We start from the raw sequence: 19,437 nt of genomic DNA on the forward strand, positions 1-19,437 counted from the left end.
GCGGCCACAAATGCTCGACATCGCCTTTCTGGAGGAAGGCGCGAAGCATGACACAGCGGCTTTGCTGCTGCACGGCTGGCCTGACGACGCTACCACCTGGGTTTCTGTCGCCGAGAGATTGTCCAGGGCCGGAATTCGCACCATCGCACCATGGCTGAGAGTTTCGGTCCGACCCGCTTCCTGTCGGATTCCTCGACAAGTCTCTGGATACGGAGGACGAGATGATTGCGAACTGGACTCTGCCTGAACGCTTCATCTACCGCGGTCATGCGATCGCCTGGGGCACGCTCGGCGAGGGACAGGCTGCGATCCTCCTGCACGGCTCGCCATTTTCCTCGCTGGTGTGGCGGCGAATTGCACCGTGGCTCGCGCGGCACCGTCGGGTTTTCTTTTATGATTTGCTGGGTTTCGGGCAGTCCGACAAGCCGGACGCCGACGTCCTGCATGGTCTTCAGAATGGACTTTTCGCGGCGCTGGTAAAGCACTGGGGTATAGAGCGCCCGGACGTCGTCGCGCATGACTTTGGCGGGTCTGCCGCGCTGCGCGCCCATCTCATGGACGGCATCGACTACAGCAGCCTGATGCTGATCGATCCTGTCGCAATCAGCCCGCAGGGATCCGCGCTGGTGCAGGCGGCCAAGGTGCACCAAGACGTTTTTGCCGGTCTTCCAGCCTATATCCATGAAGCCGTCCTGCGCGCGTATATCGGTGCCGCAGCGAAGCACAAATTGCGCGAAGAGGAGATGCGGCTTTATCTCCAGCCTTGGCTTAGCGAGGAGGGCAAGAAGGCGTTCTGGCGCCAGGTGGCGCAGATGGACGACAAGTACAGCGAAGAGGTCGAGGACCGCTACGGTGAAATCCGCTGCCCCGTGAGCATTCTTTGGGGCGCCGAGGATGAATTTATCCCGTTGAAAGATGGTGAAGAACTCGCGCGGCGCATCCCAAACGCTCCATTCATTGTCGTACCGGATGCGAAGCATCTTGTTCAGGAGGACGCGCCAGAGGCTATCACCGCAGCCGTTCTCGACTTCTGGCACCGGGACGGCGCGCGTCACGATGCAGCGCGGACGCCGCCGTTTTCCGAGCCTCGAAGAACGGCCCGGGCAGGCCCGCAGGCCGGAGCGAATAGATGAGCTGAAGCGTATCGGCGATGTCTGTGACTTGACGGTCGATGATCGATCGCACCGCCGTCGCCACGCAGGGCCTGCGAAGAGTGCGCTCGCTGTCAGCATTCGCATCCAGGAAGGGGCCGTCTGCACTGGCCCGCTTTGGTAATTTAGAATGTGTCGACCAAGGGACGAACGAAGCGCTCGAAATCCTTGTCGAGCGGCCAGAGCGGGCGCGGCGCGTGGATATAGGGGCGCCGCTCTGCCCGCGGCGTTGCCAGCGCGCCTGCATCGCAGACGATGACCTTGCCCGATATCGGCTCGAATGCCGCCCGGAAATGCTGCATCGATTTCAGGACCAACACGCGGCGAGCCGTCGGTTCTATCCCGAAAGCGCGCAATTGCTGAAGGTCGACCATCTGCTGCGCTTCTGAAACGACCAGGACTTCGATCCCGTCGACGTCGATTACGGCGGTGGGGCCGAAACTATGGGTGAGCCCGCCCTGAATCGGTCCGTCGCCGACATAGGCGCCGTCCGAAAGCCTAGTCAGCACACCCGTCACCGTCAGCGGGCCGCCGCCGAAGTTGGCGTCGCCCTTGCCGCCAATCGTCACCGTCACGGTTTCGCCTTGCCGGTGACGGTGCAATTCATTTGCCGCTTGAGGATCGATCATCGGCGCGAGTACCGCACCCTTTACTCCCGCATCAAGCAGGCCCTTCAACAGCGCGGTCGAGTCGCCGTAGGAACCGGCGCCGGGATTGTCGGCGTAATCGGCGATAACAAGCGGTTTGTCGCCGCGCCAGGCATGCGCCTCGGCAGCAGCCTCGTCGACCTCGATGAAAACATTGCGCTTCTTGGTCCGGCCCTGCCAGATCCTGTCCGCAAGTTCCTCTGTCACACGCATGGCGGCTGGCTTGGCGCCGGGATCACGGCTGTCATAGGTTGCGAGCACGGTGGGACCGACGCAGGACACGTCGGCGCCCGTGAAGGCTGCATTGACGGAAACCGCGAGCAAGCCCTCGGCCTCGGCCTCGCGGGCGCGGTCATAAAGGGCCAGCGTCTCGGGAATGTCGGTGCGGCCGGAATTCGCTTCGTCCAGCATCGGCACATGCGCCCTGACAGTCCGGGGCGCGATTTCACCTTTCATTGCGCGATCCAGGATACGGGCGGCATGCGCGCCGATTTCGCGCATGTCCACATGCGGATAGGTCTTGTAGGAAACAAGGATCTGCGCGTCCCGAACCATGTCTTCGGACACCATCGCATGAAGGTCGAGCGTTACCGCAACAGGAATGTCCGCTCCAAGTTCGGCCCGCAGAAGGCCCAGCAGATACCCTTCACCGTCATGGCAAAACTCCGGCACCATCGAGCCATGAAGTCCAAGAAGCACTCCATCGAGGCGGCCCTTGTTCGAACGCGCTGCCTCCAGGATAATACCGGCGATGTGGTCATAGGCGGCTTTCGTCACCCGCCCCCCGGGCACGGCATGTGCCGAAATCGCGTGGATCACGTTCCAGCCCGCCGGTTCCGCCACATCCATGAACCCAGCAAGTTCGGTGTTGGCGTTGCGGCGGGCGCGGATCGCTTCGTCGCCAAGGAGAAGCGTGTCCACCTGAAACTGCGGCAAGTCGGTGCGGAAGCGCGAGAACGTATTGCTCTCGTGCATGAATTCGCAGGTAAGGACGGTGAAGGTCATCGGCAATTCCTATTGCGCGAGGCGGACGCGATGACCGCGGCCGATCTCGACAAGCTCGCTTGGCTCGTGTTCTTCGTCGGGATCCGGACGGCGCGAAATGTCGGGCGAAAAGCGGGCGGCGTCTGGAACGAAGGCGGCATCCGGCAAGGTGCGTGCCCCGGTCAGGATCGCGTCGGGATCGGGAACCGAACCGATCAGGCGACGCGTGTAGGGATGCGTCGGGCGACTAAAAATCGAATGCCAGTCACCCTCTTCCACCACGCGGCCGAAATACATGACGGCAACCCTGTCGCTGACATGCTCGACCACGCTCAGATCGTGGGAGATCATGATGTAGCTCAAGCCCAGCGTTTCCTGCAGGTCCATCAGCAGGTTGATGATCTGCGCCTGGATGGACACGTCCAATGCCGACACCGGCTCGTCCAGCACCAGGATCTTCGGATCAAGCATCAACGCCCGCGCGATGCCGATCCGCTGGCGCTGCCCACCGGAGAATTCATGCGGATAACGGTCGGCGTGATCGGGCGTCAGGCCGACGCGGGTCAGCATCTCGGCGACGCGGTGGCTGGCCTCGCTTCCCTTGGCAATTCCATGCAGGGAAAGCTGCGAGGACAGCATGCGGCCGATGGTCTGGCGCGGATTCAGCGACGCATACGGGTCCTGAAACACCATCTGAGCGATGCGCGCGCGCTCCTTGCGGGCGGGAGCGCCAGGGCCTGTCAACGGCTTGCCCTGGAACAGGATTCTTCCCGAAGTCGGCTCCTGCAGACCCATCACGGTCAGCGCGGTGGTGGATTTTCCGCAGCCGGATTCACCGACGATGGACAGGCACTCTCCGTCGTTCAGGGTCAGATTCACGCCCTGAACGGCACGAAGCGTCCGCTTTGGCCCCAACAGCGAGCGACGCGGCAGCGGGAAATGGACGTTGAGGTCGCGGATTTCCAGAAGAGGCTGGTTCATGCGGTCGCCTCCAGACCAAGGCCGCGCGGCGTGGTCAGCGTCGGTGCGTCGCGTCCACGCTCCTCGCTGCCCACGACCTGGTCCAGTTCGGTCAGGCGGGCGCGTCCAACCAGCGTTCGCGACCCCAGGCGAGGGCGTGCCGCGAGCAGGCCTCGGGTATAGGGATGCAGCGGATTTTCGAACAGAGCCTTGGTGTCCTGCTCCTCGACGAGCCGCCCCCGGTCCATGACCCCGACGCGCCGGCACATATTGGCGATCACGCCCAAATCGTGACTGACCAGCAGCACGGCCGTTCCTTCAGCCGTGCAAAGCTCGGCAAGCAATTCCAGGACGCCTGCCTGGACCGTCACATCAAGTGCGGTGGTCGGCTCGTCCGCAATCAGCAGGTCGGGACGGCAGGCCAGTGCAATGGCGACCATGACGCGCTGGCGCATCCCTCCCGACAGTTGATGGGGGTAGGACAGGGCGCGTTCCTCGGGCGCCGGCACACGAACACTTTCCAGTGCCTCGACGGCTTTCCTGCGCGCATCCGACCACCCGAAGCCCCTGTGAACGACGAACATTTCCGCGATCTGACGGCCAATCGCCATCAGCGGATTGAGCGCCGTCATGGGCTCTTGAAACACCATCGCCATACGGTCGCCGCGCAGACGGCGCCTGGCGCGGCTGCCAAGCTTCAACACGTCCTGGCTCCGGAAGAAGATCGAGCCGCCGGTCACCTCCAGCGGGCGTTTAAGCAACCCCATCACCGAAAGGCCGGTGATGCTTTTGCCCGAACCGGATTCGCCGACAAGTCCGTAAGTTTCCCCAGGCAGGATATCGAAAGACACGCCGTGAAGGATTTCGTTCCGCTTGCCGACGCCGATGCGCAAGTCGCGGATGGACAGAACAGGGTCGGGAAGAATGCCGCTCATGCCTGCCTTATCCTCATATGCGGATCCAGCATGTCGCGCAGCCCGTCACCGAGCAGATTGAAGCCAAGGACCGTGGCGAAGATTGCGAGGCCGGGGAACAGCGAGGCCCAGGGGGCGGTGCGGATCAGTTCGCGCGCGTCGGTCAGCATGTTCCCCCAGCTCGGCTGTGGTGGCCGGATGCCGACGCCGAGGAAAGACAGTGCAGCTTCCGCCAGAACCGCGCCGCCGATGCCAAGTGTCGCGATGACCAGCACCGGACCGACGATATTCGGCAGTATCTGCGTGCGCATGATGTTGGCGTCGCTGAAGCCGGCCGCCCTGGCGGCCTGCACGAAGCCCTGATTCTTGAGCGACAAGGTGGAGCTGCGGGCGATGCGGCAGGTCCAGGACCAGTTGGTCAGGCCCAATGCGATCAGGAGACTTGGCAAGCCGGGTCCCAACACCGCCATGATGGCGAGCGCGAAGACCAGGGATGGGATCGCCAGCATGACGTTGGTCAGCCCGTTCACCAGGTCGTCCCACCAGCCTCCGAAATAACCGGCCGAAACCCCAAGCGCCATACCGATGCACGAGTTGATCAACTGCGAAACGAGGCCGACGGTCAGCGACACCCTGGCGCCGTAGAGGATACGGGAAAAGACGTCGCGACCCTGCCCGTCCGTGCCCAAAAGATGGTCCCAGCTCGGCGGCATTTCAGAATTCATCAGGTCGGCGTCGAATATCGGGTTGTACGGGGCAATCCAGCCGGCGCTGACGGCTGCGGCGACCACGAGCAACGCCAGCGCCAGGCCAAGGGCGAAATTGAAACGCAACCGCATGGATCAGGCCACCTTGATGCGCGGGTCGATCATGGCATAGGCGATATCGACCAGCATGTTGATGACAAGGAACCACAACACGATCACGATGACCGTACCCTGAACCACGGGAATGTCGCGTGCCGACACGCTGTCGACCAGAAGCGACCCGATCCCTGGCCAGGAAAACAGTTTCTCGATCACGATCGCCTGCCCCATGAGCGAACCGATCTGAAGGCCAAGCGTGGTCAGGATCAACACCAGCACGTTGCGGGTGACGTGACTGCGCACCAGACGCGGTTCGGTCAACCCTTTGGCTCGCGCCGTTCGCACGAAATCCGCGTTCATCACGTCCAGAACGCCAGCGCGGGTGGTTCGCGCCAGGAGCGCCATCGGCGATACGCCGAGCGCGATGGCAGGCAATATGATGTAGCGGATGCCGCCGGGCTGGTAGCCGAAGCTCGGCAGCAGACCGAGCTGCAGCGCAAAGACGTACATTAGCAGCAAACCTAGCCAGAATTCGGGAACCGACAGGCCGGAAACCGCCAGCATCATCGTGCCGGTGTCCAACACGCTGCCGGGCTTCAGCGCGGCCAGAAATCCCAGAGGAATACCGACTGCCGCGGCAAAGCCCATCGCCGCCAGCGCCAGTTTGATCGAAGGCCAGAGCCGCGGCTCGATCACGTTCCACACCGGTTCGCGGGTGCGGTAGGAAATTCCAAGGTCGAAATGCGCCAGCCCCCACAGATAGTCCCACAGGCGGACCGGCAGAGGCTTGTCCAGCCCGAACTGCTCGTTCAGATGCGCCATCACATCGGCATTCGTGGCGTTGCGCCCCTCCGACATCAGGCTCGATATGAAGCTGCCGGGGACGACGCTGAATATCACGAAAATGATCAGCACGACCGCCAGCAGGGTCGGGATCATCTGCAGCGTGCGACGAAAGATGAAGCGCGACATCCGCGAATCCTGCCTTTCAACAACTGGGCGCCATGCGGCGGGCGAGGAGTGGGCGCCATGCGGTGGGCGGGGCCGTACAAACCGGTCCCGCCCGCCAGCCATGCCATCGCGCTACTTGCGTGATGCGGGTGCGCTGTCGTCGATCCAGATGTCCTCGTAATCCTGGATAGCCAGTTCCGCGCCGTTCGGCTTCAGCCCGTGGACCCATGGCTGGTAGGCCATGACGGCCTTGTTGTAATTGAAGAACCAGACCGGAGCCTCGTCCTGCAGCAGGTTGTTGGCTTGCCTCAGAAGATCGTTCTGTTTGGCCGGATCGGTTTCGTTGCCTGCCTGCTCGATCAGCTTGTCGAAGTCGGCATTGTTGAACTTGACGTAGTTGCAGGCGGTTTGCGATGTCTTCGAATAGAAGCAGTTCAGATATTTCAGCGGATCCGGGCCCGACGAGTTCGACCAGATAAAGGCATCAAAATTGTCGGACAGGATCTTGTCGGACAGGACCGAGCTTTCCACCGGGTCGGTCGTCACGGTGACGCCCACCTTGGCCAGCATCGGGATGATCGCCTCGACGATCGGCAGGCCCCAGCTTTCGTTCGAGGTCGCGGTGACCGAGAACTTCAGACCGGTCTCGAACCCTGCCTCCTTCAGCAGTTCCTTGGCCTTTTCCGGATCATAGGCATAGGGCTTGGCGTCCTTGTCGAAGGCCGGCGATGAAATCGGCAGCCAGGAGACCGCGGGATAAGCCTTGTTCTTCAAGAGCTTCTCGACAATCAGGTCCTTGTTGATCGCATAATTGATCGCCTGCCGGACGCGCTTGTCCTTGAATGCCTCGACCTTCGGATTGAAGCCGATATTGCGGGTGTAGACTTCGGCCACCTCAAGGATGTGATCCTTCAGCGCCGGATCCTGGCTGTAGGCCTCATACTGCACAGGGCCGAGAACGTTGGTATCGATCTCCGCGTTGCGGAAGGCGACGTCGCGAGCCGAAGCTTCGCCCATCAGCATGATGTCGAGCTTGTCGAGATGCGGCTTGCCCTTCTCATAATAGCCGTCGAACTTCTCCAGTTCGACCTTCGAGCCCGCAACGTAATTGGCGAGCTTGAACGGGCCAAGGCCGTTCGGCTTGGAGGCCAGCTGATCCTCCGGATAGTCCTTGGAGTAGATCGGCGCATAGTTGGACATCAGGTTCCAGCCCGGATCGGCCAGGTTGATGAAGGTGATTTCGATGGTCCTGTCGTCGATCTTCCTCAACCCGGAAATATGATCGGCCTTGCCTGCCTGAAATTCGGCGACGCCGGCGATCTGCAACATCTGCTCGGCGCCCGGCAGGGCCTTCTTGGGATCGGCAAGACGGTTGTAGGACCAGATCACGTCATCGGCGTCGAGCTTGTCGCCATTGTGAAAGGTCGCTTCCCGGAGCTTGTAGGTATAGGTCTTGCCATCCGCCGACTTCTCTACCGTTTCGGCGAGGTCGAGCTCAGGCTTGCCGCTTTCCGGGTTCCATTTGTAGAGGGAGCGGTTGATCGCTTTGGCCACGATCTCGTCTTGCGTATGCGGTGTCGCCGTGATGTCCAGCGATGTGATGGAGTTGCCATAGGGCGCGGTGAACACCAATTTCCCCCCATCCTTCGGTGTGGCGTCCTGCGCCAGCGCGGCGGTCGCCGTTCCAAGCGCAAGCGCCGCGATCAAGCCAAGTCTGTTCAACATCCCTCAATTCCTCCCTGTGGTTCGTTGTTGATTTCCTGTCAGAGACGGGCCCAACCGGCATCCCGCCTCAACTTCCTTCATAGACGATGCGCCCATCCAGAATTGTCATCTCACAGCGCGTTTCACGCAGGATTGTCTCCGGTGTGGCCGTCAGGAGGTCGTTGGAGAACACGGCGATGTCCGCGAGCATTCCAGGCTCCAACCGGCCCTTCACCATTTCCGCGCCCTGGGAGTAGGCACCGTGTTCGGTATAGGCGCGCAACGCCTGTTCGGACGTCAGTTTTTCGGAAGCGTCCATTACCGTGCCCTTGTGCGTCTTGCGCGTCAGCATGGCGTAGAGGTCCGGGAAGGGATTGGGCGAACAGACCGGCGAGTCGCTGCCGGTGGACGGCTTCATGCCGAGGCGATCCCAGGTTCCGATCGGATAGGAGCGCAACCCGCGCTCCGGCCCGAGAACCGAGACGTAGGCGTCGCCGAAATCATAGATGAAGGCCTGCTGCGGCGCAGGCAGGATGCCTGCCTTCAACATCCGCTGATTGATGGCATCATCGACATAACCGCAATGCTCGATCCGGTGCCGGTGCTTGTGATCCGGCCTGGCGGCGCGCACACGTTCATAAGCGCGCACGAGCTGGTCGATGGCGGCATCGCCAATGCCATGGCAGACCATGGTGTAGCCCATTGCGGTGTAGCGGTCGACCAGTTCGAACAATTGAGCGTCCGGCAGCATCCGGACACCGAAATTGTCAGGCTGGCCAATATATGGCTGGCGCATCCAGGCCGTGCGTCCGCCGGCCGAGCCGTCCGTGAATATCTTCACGCCGCCTATGCGGAACATGTCGCTGCCGACCCCGGTAACGAGACCCGCGGCATGGCAAGGCTCGACGATGGACGAACCGGGGTCGCCCAGAAGTGTTGCCCAGACCCGTACCGGGAGCCGGCCGCTGCGCTCGGCCTCATGATAAGCCTCGATCTCGGTCATACCGTCGATCTGGCCAGTGGCCGCGTCCATGCAGGACGTCATGCCGAACCGCAGGAGGTCACGGCCCCCCGCTTCGATAGCATCGAGTATCTCGGCGAAAGAGGGTGTCGGCTGGACGTCGTAGACGAAGTTCTGGGCGTTCTCAGCCAGCATTCCGGTCAGTTGCCCGGCCTCGCGCCCAATGACGCCACCATCCGGATCGGGCGTGTCGATATCGATTCCCGCCAGCGCCAGCGCCAGCGAATTCACGACAGTGACATGGCCGCAGGCGCGCGTGACCGAAACGGGATGATCGGGCAGGGCGGCGTCCAGTTCCTTCACGGTCGGCATCAGTGCGTCGGGATATCGGGTCTGGTCAAAACCCCGCGCGGTCACCCATGCGCCCTTGGGCGTTTCGGCGGCCCGCGCCTGCAACGCAGCCATCAGCGCGCCGCGGGTCGGCGCGGCATCGGGCGTCGCATCGACCTTGCCGCGCAGGAGCCCCGTCGAGATCAGATGCAGGTGCGCATCGTTCAGACCGGGCATTGCGAAGCGCCCGGCCAGATCCACGGCCCTCGTGCCCTTTCCGATCAGGGCCTTGATTTCGGCGTTGGAGCCACTGGCCACGACCTGGTTGCCCAAGACCGCAATCGCCTCCGCGATCGGATTTCCGTAACCGGTCCAAATCTTGCCGCCATGCAAAACGAGATCGGCTTGGTTCTGCGAATTCATGCTGCCTTTTCTTCTCCCCGGCGTTCACGGACGTCGCCGACATAGATTTGACTTTGAGTGGCATTCCGTTTCGCGCGCGGTCAGATTCTTCTCCCGCGCTCGACGTCACGTTCCCCCTGCCACCGGCTCCAGTTGCCAGCTTTTTCGTTTTGCAGACGTTGGGGCGTCGGCGATCACAAGGCCAATTCGGTTTTCGCAATCAAGCATGCAAAATTTGCATAACATAGCAATTATAATGAAATATGTTCCCCATTGCGGTTCGATCAATGCTCGAACGCAGTGGAGGAGAGGCCGCGTGGAAATCAAATGGCTCGAAGATTTCGTGACACTTGCAGAAACATCGAGCTTTTCGCGGGCAGCCGAAATCCGCAATGTCACCCAGTCGGCCTTCAGTCGGCGCATCAAGCAGCTTGAGACGTGGCTCGGAGCACCGCTCATCAGTCGTGCCACCATGCCGGCCGAACTGACATCGGCCGGACGCAATTTTCTTCCGATGGCGCAAGACGCCATCAGGATGTTCTATTCGGTGCGCGAGTCTCTGCGCCCGCCTGCGGAACAGGGGCTTGTACGCTTTGCGGCCCTTCACACATTGACCATCACGTTCTTTCCGGTTTGGCTGCGGGAGGTGCAGCGGAACACTCGCACCTTCGGCACATCCTTCATGGCTGACAGGGGTGGCATCGAGGCGAACCTGGCTGCACTGACCGATGGCGAAACCGACTTCTTCCTGACCTATGCGCACCGTGAAGTGCCGTTTCACCTGGATCGCGACAAGTTTTCTCATCTGGCTATCGGATCGGATCGGCTCATCCCGGTCGCGGCGCCGGAACTGCGCTTCGACAAGTCGACCGTGCCCGCGGCGGGCATTCTGGACAGTCCGGAAACGGCAAAGCGAGCTTTGCCCTATCTGGGCTATGGTTACAGCTCTTTCTTTGGTGTCGCCCTCGGAAAACTGTTCTCGAAGCACTCGCCGTTCCGGCGTCAGACAGTGCATGAAAGCACAATAAGCGCCGGACTCAAGGAACTTGCGCTGACCGGCGCGGGCATCTGCTGGCTGCCAGAAAGCCTCGTCGAGAACGACATCTCCAATGGAGCCCTTGTCATCTGTTCGAATGACAGCACATGGACGCTCGATCTCGAGATACGATTGTATCGCAGCTCGGAGAAGACGCGAAGCACCATGGTAGAGGCTCTTTGGCAATCATCCAAGGCGCTGGCGCAAACGTTGAAGCCCGCCGCGCCAGCCGCGGGCACGGCGACCTTCAGCTCTTCATGAAGCGGAAGGCGCGCAGCACCTCGAAATAGTCGTTCGATGCAAAGGCGACGGCACGTGGCCCGTGCCGGCGCACTCCGGGATACCAGGAGGCGCGATAGGCATCGACGGGGTTGCTGAATTCGATGATGATCTCGACCCTTTCCGGCATTGACGGCAAAGCTTGCCGCGCCCTGTCGCGCAACGCCCTTTCAACGCCCTCGCATATTGCGCCGCGCGCCGCCGCAGGCGCCAGGGAGATGGTGGCCGCGCCGATGCCTTTGAGGGTTTCGACAGTGGCTATCCCCGGGACGAGGGCTCTGGCGTCGGCGCAAATGCCTTCGTCGCCGGAAAGAAATACCGAGCGCACGCCATAGCGCGCGGCGCACAACGCATTCAATGTGAATTCAGACGCTGTTTCGCCATTCAGGATCAGCCGCGATATTCGCAATGTCGATGTGTGTGCAAGCGGGTTGTCCTCGACGCCGGCCTTGGAATGGTAGCCGGTATAAAGCGCGGCATCGAAGCTTTCATCGATCCCGAACATCATTGCGTCCGGATGTCCCGACCAGCCCCTCACGATGCGCGCGAAAGGCGGCATGCGTTCGAGAATAAGGTTGCGCCCGCTGTCATGCGCATCCTTGATCATGATTTCGGTGGCGCCAGCGGCTCGCGCTCCTTCGCAGGCGGCCAGGACCTCCCCGGTCATCAGTTCGCGGAATTCCCTGTGGTCGGCATGCGTTCTTTCCGCCTCGTCCCAGGATTGAATGCCCGCGGTGCCTTCGATATCGGCCGAAATGAAAATCTTCATGCTCAAAGGGGCTCCTTCAGCCAGTCGGTCAACGCCGGAATCCTGCGTCTATTTCGTCCAACCACGCCTTGCGCGGCGCACAGGGCGTTCAGAACGGCCTCGACCGTGGTTTCCACAACCGCTTCGAAAACGAGGTCGATGTATCTGTCATCGACACGCGAAATCGAAATGAACGGTGAAGGCGAGACGTGCGGCAGAGGATCGGCGGTCGTGAAGGCGATGGCGATATCGCCACTGCCGTGTCCCCAATACGAACCGAGGCGGGCAATGCCGGCGCCGGCCCGGCTGGCGGCACGGTTCAATTGCCGGTCGTCAAGAGGAATATCCGTGCCGAGAATGATGATGATCGACCCGCTTTCAGGCTCGCCGAGCCCTTTGGGATCGGCTCTGCGGCCATCCGGGAGGACAAGATCCCCTGCCCTGCCGAAGTTGGACAACACCAGAGCGCCAAGCGTGAAGGCGCGAGACCCGATCTCGACAGACCTGGACGCGCTGCCGATACCCGCCTTGAAGCCAAACGACGTCATTCCGGTGCCGGCGCCGATGCTGCCCTGTTCGACCGGACCGGCGCTCGCGGCATCCAGCGCCGCTTCGGCGTCATGCCGGGTGACCGCCATTGCCTGAATATCATTGATGCCGCCGTCGTTGCATTCGCAAACGACGGGGTTGACCGTGCTGGTCTTGCGCCCGATCTCCGGGTTGGCGGCAATGGCACGCTTGATCAGCGCCTCCGCACATGGTGCGACCGAGAACGTGTTGGTCAGAAGGATCGGCGTTTCGATCGTGCACAGTTCGGACAATTGCATGAGCCCGACGGACTTGCCGAAACCGTTGATGATATCGACCGCCGCCCTGACCTTGGATCTGAACAGGTCGCCGCCATGGGGCAAGACGGCGGTGACGCCTGTCGCAAGTCCGTCGGCGATGATCGTCTTATGGCCGACCAGGACACCCGGCACGTCCGTGATCGCATTGTTCGGGCCGGGCGGCAGCCGCCCCATGCAAAGGCCTAAACGCCGTGCCGCGCCCATTTTCACATCCCACTCATCAAGCAAGGGCCGCTCTTCCGGCCGCATGCCCGTTCATCTCTGCAAAAGCTGTCTGGACGTAAATTTCCTGCAGGCGGCGTGTCAATGGACCAGGTTGGCCGTTTCCGATCCTGTGGCCGGCAATACGGATGACGGGGGTGACCAGGCTGGAGGCGGAGGTCAGGAACGCTTCCGCCGCCGAAAACGCCTCCTCTGGCGAGAACGCACGCTCTTCAAACAAAATGCCCTGGTCTTCACATAGACGCGCCACTGCTCGCCGCGTACAGCCGGGCAGGATGGCTTGAGAATTGGCGCGAGTGATGACACGGCCGTCGTGCGTAACGATGAAAGCCGTCGCCGATGCGCCCTCGGTCACCTGTCCACCCTCGACAAACCAGACATCATCGAAGCCTTTCTCGCTTGCAGCATGCTTTGCCAGAACCTGCCCCAGCAGCATGACGGTCTTTATGTCGCGCCGTGCCCAGCGCGGATCAGGCGCCAGGTCGACGGCGACGCCTTCGGCCTGAGCCTTGGTTCCTACGAGTTTGCGGGCGCTTGTGAAGGCGACCATGGTCGGCTCAAGATCATCGGGAAACAGGAAATTGCGCTTGGCTTCGCCGCGCGAAATCTGGAGATAGACCGTTCCTTCATCCAATTCGTTGAGCGAGATCAGTTCCAATTGAATGGCTTCCATCTCAGGCAGCGTCACGGGCATGGGAATACATATCTCGGCAAGCGACCGCTGGAGACGATTGAGATGGAAATCATTGTCTATCAGCCTGCCGCCGATCACGGCGGTCACCTCGTAGACCGCGTCTGCAAAGAGGAATCCCCGATCGAAGAGACCGATGCGCGCCTCGTCTTCGGGCATGTAACGCCGATTGCAATAGACTTGCGCCACTTTGGCCATCCTCGATCCCAGCATCAACTGACTGCTCGATAAATGCCAAGGCAGGTCGGCAAAGACCAATTCAAAAAATGCAATTCGGTATGCCGATCACGTCAAAGCGCAACGGGCACTCCCTGCGACGGCCGCATGGTTCACGCCACGAGCGAGCGCAGGTCGCTGAAATGGTTTCCTTTAATCCGCGGAGCCGGACGGAGGCTTGGATGACGCATCGTTGACCTCCCGATATTGACAGATCGCGGCCATCGATTTAAGTTCGCGTTAGTGGTGACTAACGCGAACTACTGGACAGCGCTCGGAGATCCGACAAGGCGCACGATCTTCGAACTGCTGGTCGAACAGCCCTGCTCGGTCAGCGGACTTGCTCGTGCCCTGCCTGTAACCCGGCCGGCTGTCTCTCAGCACTTGAAGATACTCAAGGCTGCCGGGCTTGTGGCCGACACGCGCTCGGGCAAGGAACGCATATACCGTATCGATCAGGATGGGCTGGCAGGCCTGCGCGCGGAAATCGACCAGTTCTGGAGCAAGGCCCTGGCGGGCTACAAATTAGCCGTCGAGTATCCAAAAAAGGACCAAGCATGAGTAAGGATCCCGCACTCGCGCCGGTAAGGCATTTCGTCGTCGTCGAGGCATCCATTGCGCGTGCCTTCAAGGTTTTCACCGAGGATTTCGGGAGATTCAAACCTCGAGAGCACAATCTTCTTGCCGTTCCGATCGCAGAAACGATCTTCGAACCCCGGGTCGGAGGGCACGTTTACGACCGAGGTGTGGATGGCAGCGAATGCCGCTGGGCTCGTGTGTTGGCCTACGATCCGCCCAGCCGGCTGGTTCTGAGTTGGGACATCAGCCCTCGGTGGCAGATCGAGACCGACCCGAACAAGACGAGCGAATGGGAGGTCCGATTCACGGCCGAGACCGAGAACAGAACCCGGGTTGAGATCGAGCACCGGCATTTCGAGCGCCATGGGCAAGGCTGGGAGGGCGTGAGGGGTGCAGTTGATAGCGATCAGGGCTGGCCGCTCTACCTGCAACGGTTCCACGGCCTGTTCAACCATCGGGCAGCCTGACAACCGCGTTGCAGTTCATGGGGTATGACTCGCAAGCACCGTATCGCCCACTGAGATTCCAGGAGCAGAGACAACATGGAAGTCTATTGGTTAAGCATCCTCGGCGTGCTTACGCTTTGTTTACTGTCGGTGGTGTTGGCGGTCTATTCCGGTTCGTCCAAGGGATTTGCAGGGGTACTTTCAGGACCGGTAGTCCCGGCGGACGACCACAACAGGCTCTACAGGATCGACCGCGTCCACATGAACTCGGTTGAGGCGCTGGCGCCCTTTGTCGTGCCCGCGGTGCTGGCGATGATGGTTGGTGTTGGACCGACCACTTTGGCAGCGCTTGTGGGGCTGCACCTGGCGATACGCCTGATTCATCTGGGAATCTACCTACGTGGCGGAAACGCCGCAAAGGGAGGCAGTGTCAGGACGGTTCTGTACGTTTCGGGAGCGCTGGTTACGCTTGCCCTTATCCTTGTGACTGGATGGGCAGCATTCCATTGACGCGTTATCGGCACTTATCGGAGGCTACATCCGTTTTATAGTCCGCGTCCGGCATCCCCGTTCGGCAACAGCGCCACCGTCTCGGCCCGGGCAAGCGTGTCCAACTGTTGGGAACCACTGCGCGATTTTTCAAAAAGTGCCCTCACCGCTCCAACCAAGGCATTTTTCGTTGCAGCCGATCGGCATTCTCCCACCCCCATCGGCCCCGTTGTTATGTGTTATTTTTGCTACATGTTGCTGCTCATGACTGGGAAAACCCATTTAGAGTCGCCTAAATTAATATTCGCTCACGTATTTTCTGAATATATCGGGTAATTCGGCAATGGTGGGCCTGGGGTTGGCCCGCTTAAGCGCCTTGAGGAAGGCGTTGGGGAAACGGGTGGGCTAAATGAACAGAACTGGCATGTCGGCCATAGGCAAGCGCCTTGGTCTTTTGATGGCGGCTACGATGCTGACTTGCGGGGGGGCGAACGCCCTCACGCTCAAGGAGGCGGTGGCGGTAGCGGTCGAATCCAATCCGGAGATCGGCCAGGCCATAGAAAATCGCGAAGCGATCGAGTTCGAATTGCGTCAGGCAAAGGGCCTCTATTTGCCCAGCGTCGACCTGCAGGCGTCGGCTGGCGCTCGTCGTCTCGACAATTCATCACGGCGCGCACTCTCGATAGAGGACGACGCGCTTTACCCGGCAGAAACAGACCTGACCGTTTCGCAGACGCTCTATGACAGCGGCGCAAGGCGCGCAGAATTGAACCGCCAGGCCTCCCGCGTCGATGGCGCGTCGTTTCGAGTGCTGGAACGGTCGGAATTCATCGGCCTCTCTGTTGTCCAGGACTACCTCGAATACATGCTCCAGGCTTCGATTGTTGCCGAGGCAAAGAAAAACCTGGGCTTCCATCAAGCAATCCTCCACGACATCCAGGAAGGCATTGCCGGCGGCGGGTTGAACGAAGCCGACCGGCAACAGGCCGAGGAGCGGCTGTTCGCGGCCAAGGCCCGCATGCAGGAAGCGTCGGAGGAACTGGAAGCCGCGCGGATACGGTTTTTCAAGACTGTCGGCAAGCCGCTGACCAATGCAGCGAGGCCGGCCGACGTGTCCGGCACGCTGCCAAGGTCGCTGGACGATGCGTTGGGCCTTGCGCGCGAGAGTAACCCGCGCGTCCACATGGCCAACAGCGATATTGCCGCGGCGGCCTCGCTGGTGGACGCGGCGCGGGCGAAATACGGCCCTTCGATCATTGCCGAAGGCTCTGCCCGGGCGGGCTACGACATTGACGGCGACGATGGAGACGCATCCGATCTGCAGGCACGTCTGGTGTTGCGCTGGAATCTCTATCGGGGCGGCATCGACAAGGCCAATGAGCAGGAGCAGATCCGCCGCACCAGCGAGCAGCGGCTCGCGATGCACCAGGTTCTGCGAGAGATCGAGGAAGCCGTTCGCACGTCATGGGATCGTCGCTTCCGGCAGGCCGATCTGGCCAAGACCCTAAAGCTTCAAGCAGCCTCCAACGAAAAGCTGGTCGCGTCCTATCGCGAACAGTTCAAGGTCGGTCAGCGCTCGTTGCTCGACGTGCTCGATGCGCAGAACACGCGGTTCAACACCGCGACACTGGCCGACACCGCGTCCTACGCATCCCTTTTCGCGCAATATCGGCTTCTGGCGGCGACCGGGCAGTTGTTGAAAACGATGGATATCCACCCGCCAAAACAGGCCACGGCTTACGCGCGAACCGAGTTCGCCGCACCGGAAATAGCCGACACCGAGACCTATGCGCGCACGCCTTCGGAACAGAAAAATGACGTGCCGTTCGATATTCTGGCACCGGTCAGGAAAAAATAGGCGGGCCTAAGGATCGATCGAGAGTCCCCGCGGGCGGATCGTGAACCAGCAACCCAACATCCTGTCACCGAAAGAGGCTTTCAAGGCCTGCTTTTCGGCCGTCGCCGCATATCTCGGCCGCCCCAGCGCCGAAACCGTGCTCTTTGCCGGCGTGCCGCTGGCCGAGACGCGCATCGATATCGACGCAATCCGGCATCTTGCCGAGCGCGTCGGCCTTGAAATCACCGAATTCAGCCAGCGCGACTTTGTTCGGGGGCGCATCGACCTCCCCGCGATCGTCTTTCGCGTCAGCCAGCTGCCTGTCGCGCTGCTGGCCGATGGTGAAGCCGGGGAATATTTTACAGCTCCCCAGGAGGACGGGCGCACCAGGATCAGCCGGTCGGAGCTGGCCAACAGCTATATCAGCGGCGGTGCGTCCTTCTCGATCACCTACGCCAACGCGACGGAGGCCATGAGCGTCGGCTCGGCGCCGAAAATCGAGCGGCGACATTGGCTGACGGGAACGATGGGGCCGTTCTGGCGCACCTATTCGAAGGTTGTCCTGTCGGCGGTGTTCATCAATCTGCTCGCCATCGCCTCGCCGATCTTCACCATGAACGTGTACGACAGGATCCTGCCGAACAAAGCGATATCGACGCTCTGGGTGCTGGCCATCGGCATCGGCGCGGTCATCCTGTTCGACCTGCTGCTAAAGACCTCCCGGGCATCGCTCATCGACTATGCCGGGCGCAAGGCGGATCTGCGCATTTCATACATGCTGTTCGAGAAGGTGCTGAACTCGTCTCTGGCGGCACGGCCGGGCTCGACGGGCGAATACGCAAATCGCGTGACCCAATATGAATTCGTGCGCGAATTCTTCACGTCCAACACCATCAGCGTGTTCATCGACACGGCTTTCGTGTTTGTTTTTCTCCTCGTCATCTATGCGATAGGCGGCTGGCTGGTCATGATACCCGCGCTGGCCTTCGTCGCGTCGGTGATCGTCGGACTGGTCACGCAGCGGCGCATCGGCAGGCGTGTGGCGGCCTCCATGAACGAGGCCTCGCAGCGCCAGGCGCTGCTGGTCGAATCCATTTCCACGCTGGAGACGATCAAGTCGCTGCGCGCCGAAGCCTACCTGTTGCGAAAATGGGGAGAGCATTCCAAAAACGCCTCCAACACCTCCGAGAAGATCAAGCAGCTTTCGGCCGCCGCCGGCAACATAACGCAGGCCATCCAGCAGCTGGTCACCGTCGCGCTGGTGGTGGCCGGCGCCTACGCCTTCTCCGAAGGACATGTCTCCACCGGAGCCATCATCGGCACCGTCATGCTGGCCAGCCGGGCTGTGGCCCCGCTCGGGCAGATCGCCATCACCTTGTCCAGATTGCGCCAGGCCATGCTCTCTTTGCGGATGGTGAATTCGATCATGGCTCAGCCGGAGGATCGTCCGGACACTGTGGGCTTCGTCAACCGGCCCGTCCGCAACGGCGCCATGGTGTTCCGGAACGTCGGCTTTACCTATCCCGGCTCCGAGAACGAAGTCCTGACCGGCCTGAATTTCTCCGTGAAGCCGGGGGAGCGGATCGGCATCATCGGCCGCATAGGATCGGGAAAGACGACGATGGGGCGGCTGATCGGCAGGCTTTTCTTGCCGAGTTCCGGCGAACTGCTGCTGGACGGCATCGACATCCGTCAATACCACCCCTCCGAGGTTCGCGCCGCCGTCGGCATCGTCGCGCAGGCGAACGATCTGTTTTCAGGCACCATCAAGGAAAATCTTTTGATGGCCTGTCCGGAGGCGACCGATGAGCAGATCGTCGAAGCGGCCAAGGCCGCCGGCGTCGACGATTTCGTCTCCCGCCACCCGCGTGGCTATGACATGAATGTCGGCGAGCGCGGCACCAATCTCTCGGGCGGCCAGAGACAGACGATGGCGATCGCCCGGCTGTTGCTGACGAAACCGAAAGTCGTCTTCCTGGACGAGCCGTCCGGCTCGATGGATCTGGCTTCCGAGCGTCAACTGATCAAGCAGCTCAAAGTGGCTTTCGATCGAAACACCACGCTGATCGTCTCGACACACCGCTTCAGCATGCTCGAACTTGCCGACCGGCTTATCGTCATCGAGCAAGGCAGGATCGTTGCCGATGGACCAAAGGACCAAGTGATACAGGCGCTGCAGAAAAAAAGCACCTGAAGAACGAAAACTATCAAAGTATTCAATGCGTTGGGGCCGTGG

At 61.2% G+C, this 19,437-nt stretch carries 17 protein-coding genes; 7 read left to right on the forward strand and 10 right to left on the reverse strand.

Features of this window, described 5'->3' with window-relative positions:
• Positions 1 to 221: 221 nt before the first annotated feature.
• Complete coding sequence (locus FJ953_RS07810; protein ID WP_140555693.1) at positions 222 to 1,133, forward strand: alpha/beta hydrolase; 912 nt, start codon at positions 222 to 224, stop codon at positions 1,131 to 1,133.
• Positions 1,134 to 1,276: 143 nt separating this feature from the next.
• On the opposite strand, the gene FJ953_RS07815 is transcribed toward FJ953_RS07810, so the two are convergent.
• The 7 genes from FJ953_RS07815 to FJ953_RS07845 all read right to left on the reverse strand — a co-directional run bounded on the left by FJ953_RS07815 (position 1,277) and on the right by FJ953_RS07845 (position 9,831).
• Positions 1,277 to 2,803, reverse strand: a complete 1,527-nt coding sequence (locus FJ953_RS07815) for a M81 family metallopeptidase (protein ID WP_140583986.1) — start codon at positions 2,801 to 2,803, stop codon at positions 1,277 to 1,279.
• Between the two features lie 9 nt (positions 2,804 to 2,812).
• Entirely contained in the window at positions 2,813 to 3,763 is a 951-nt protein-coding gene (locus FJ953_RS07820) for an ATP-binding cassette domain-containing protein (RefSeq protein WP_140515184.1), read from the reverse strand.
• Positions 3,760 to 4,677: an ABC transporter ATP-binding protein gene (locus tag FJ953_RS07825; protein ID WP_140497349.1), complete on the reverse strand. Its 918-nt coding sequence runs from the start codon at positions 4,675 to 4,677 to the stop codon at positions 3,760 to 3,762. The genes FJ953_RS07820 and FJ953_RS07825 overlap by 4 nt, the downstream gene beginning before the upstream one ends.
• Complete coding sequence (locus FJ953_RS07830; protein ID WP_140497347.1) at positions 4,674 to 5,495, reverse strand: ABC transporter permease; 822 nt, start codon at positions 5,493 to 5,495, stop codon at positions 4,674 to 4,676. Before FJ953_RS07830 ends, FJ953_RS07825 begins: the two co-directional genes overlap by 4 nt.
• Before the next feature lie 3 nt (positions 5,496 to 5,498).
• Positions 5,499 to 6,434, reverse strand: coding sequence for an ABC transporter permease (locus tag FJ953_RS07835; protein ID WP_140497345.1), 936 nt, complete (start codon positions 6,432 to 6,434; stop codon positions 5,499 to 5,501).
• 111 nt (positions 6,435 to 6,545) lie between these two features.
• Positions 6,546 to 8,138 carry an ABC transporter substrate-binding protein gene (locus FJ953_RS07840; protein WP_140497342.1) on the reverse strand — a complete coding sequence of 531 codons (1,593 nt, stop codon included), beginning with the start codon at positions 8,136 to 8,138 and terminating at the stop codon, positions 6,546 to 6,548.
• A gap of 67 nt (positions 8,139 to 8,205) precedes the next feature.
• Positions 8,206 to 9,831, reverse strand: a complete 1,626-nt coding sequence (locus FJ953_RS07845; protein WP_140561707.1) for an amidohydrolase — start codon at positions 9,829 to 9,831, stop codon at positions 8,206 to 8,208.
• 295 nt (positions 9,832 to 10,126) lie between these two features.
• On the opposite strand from FJ953_RS07845, the gene FJ953_RS07850 reads away from it, so the two are divergent.
• A complete protein-coding gene (locus tag FJ953_RS07850; RefSeq protein WP_140497338.1) occupies positions 10,127 to 11,107 on the forward strand; it encodes a LysR family transcriptional regulator in 981 nt (326 codons plus the stop codon).
• On the opposite strand, the gene FJ953_RS07855 is transcribed toward FJ953_RS07850, so the two are convergent.
• Genes FJ953_RS07855 through FJ953_RS07865 form a run of 3 tightly spaced genes read right to left on the reverse strand, consistent with a single transcriptional unit; the run spans position 11,094 to position 13,832 of the window.
• Entirely contained in the window at positions 11,094 to 11,894 is an 801-nt protein-coding gene (locus FJ953_RS07855) for a M55 family metallopeptidase (RefSeq protein ID WP_140525154.1), read from the reverse strand. The genes FJ953_RS07850 and FJ953_RS07855 overlap by 14 nt on opposite strands.
• Before the next feature lie 2 nt (positions 11,895 to 11,896).
• The gene (locus FJ953_RS07860) at positions 11,897 to 12,925 is read right to left on the reverse strand and encodes a P1 family peptidase (protein ID WP_140515179.1); all 1,029 of its coding nucleotides are present in this window, start codon (positions 12,923 to 12,925) and stop codon (positions 11,897 to 11,899) included.
• Positions 12,926 to 12,941: 16 nt separating this feature from the next.
• The gene (locus tag FJ953_RS07865) at positions 12,942 to 13,832 is read right to left on the reverse strand and encodes a D-amino-acid transaminase (RefSeq protein ID WP_140623823.1); all 891 of its coding nucleotides are present in this window, start codon (positions 13,830 to 13,832) and stop codon (positions 12,942 to 12,944) included.
• A 225-nt stretch (positions 13,833 to 14,057) separates the two neighbouring features.
• Here FJ953_RS07865 and FJ953_RS07870 point away from each other — a divergent pair, with 225 nt between their 5' ends.
• The 5 genes from FJ953_RS07870 to FJ953_RS07890 all read left to right on the forward strand — a co-directional run bounded on the left by FJ953_RS07870 (position 14,058) and on the right by FJ953_RS07890 (position 19,395).
• Positions 14,058 to 14,411 (forward strand): metalloregulator ArsR/SmtB family transcription factor, encoded by a 354-nt coding sequence (locus FJ953_RS07870; protein ID WP_140623825.1) that lies wholly within the window; start codon positions 14,058 to 14,060, stop codon positions 14,409 to 14,411.
• Positions 14,408 to 14,896: an SRPBCC family protein gene (locus FJ953_RS07875; protein ID WP_140623827.1), complete on the forward strand. Its 489-nt coding sequence runs from the start codon at positions 14,408 to 14,410 to the stop codon at positions 14,894 to 14,896. The genes FJ953_RS07870 and FJ953_RS07875 overlap by 4 nt, the downstream gene beginning before the upstream one ends.
• 75 nt (positions 14,897 to 14,971) lie before the next feature.
• The gene (locus tag FJ953_RS07880) at positions 14,972 to 15,385 is read left to right on the forward strand and encodes an MAPEG family protein (RefSeq protein WP_140497328.1); all 414 of its coding nucleotides are present in this window, start codon (positions 14,972 to 14,974) and stop codon (positions 15,383 to 15,385) included.
• Positions 15,386 to 15,773: 388 nt separating this feature from the next.
• The gene (locus FJ953_RS07885) at positions 15,774 to 17,222 is read left to right on the forward strand and encodes a TolC family protein (protein ID WP_140623829.1); all 1,449 of its coding nucleotides are present in this window, start codon (positions 15,774 to 15,776) and stop codon (positions 17,220 to 17,222) included.
• Positions 17,223 to 17,262: 40 nt separating this feature from the next.
• Positions 17,263 to 19,395, forward strand: coding sequence for a type I secretion system permease/ATPase (locus FJ953_RS07890; RefSeq protein ID WP_140623830.1), 2,133 nt, complete (start codon positions 17,263 to 17,265; stop codon positions 19,393 to 19,395).
• Positions 19,396 to 19,437 lie beyond the last annotated feature (42 nt).

The sequence above is a fragment of the Mesorhizobium sp. B2-3-6 genome (assembly GCF_006442305.1).
GTDB lineage: Bacteria > Pseudomonadota > Alphaproteobacteria > Rhizobiales > Rhizobiaceae > Mesorhizobium.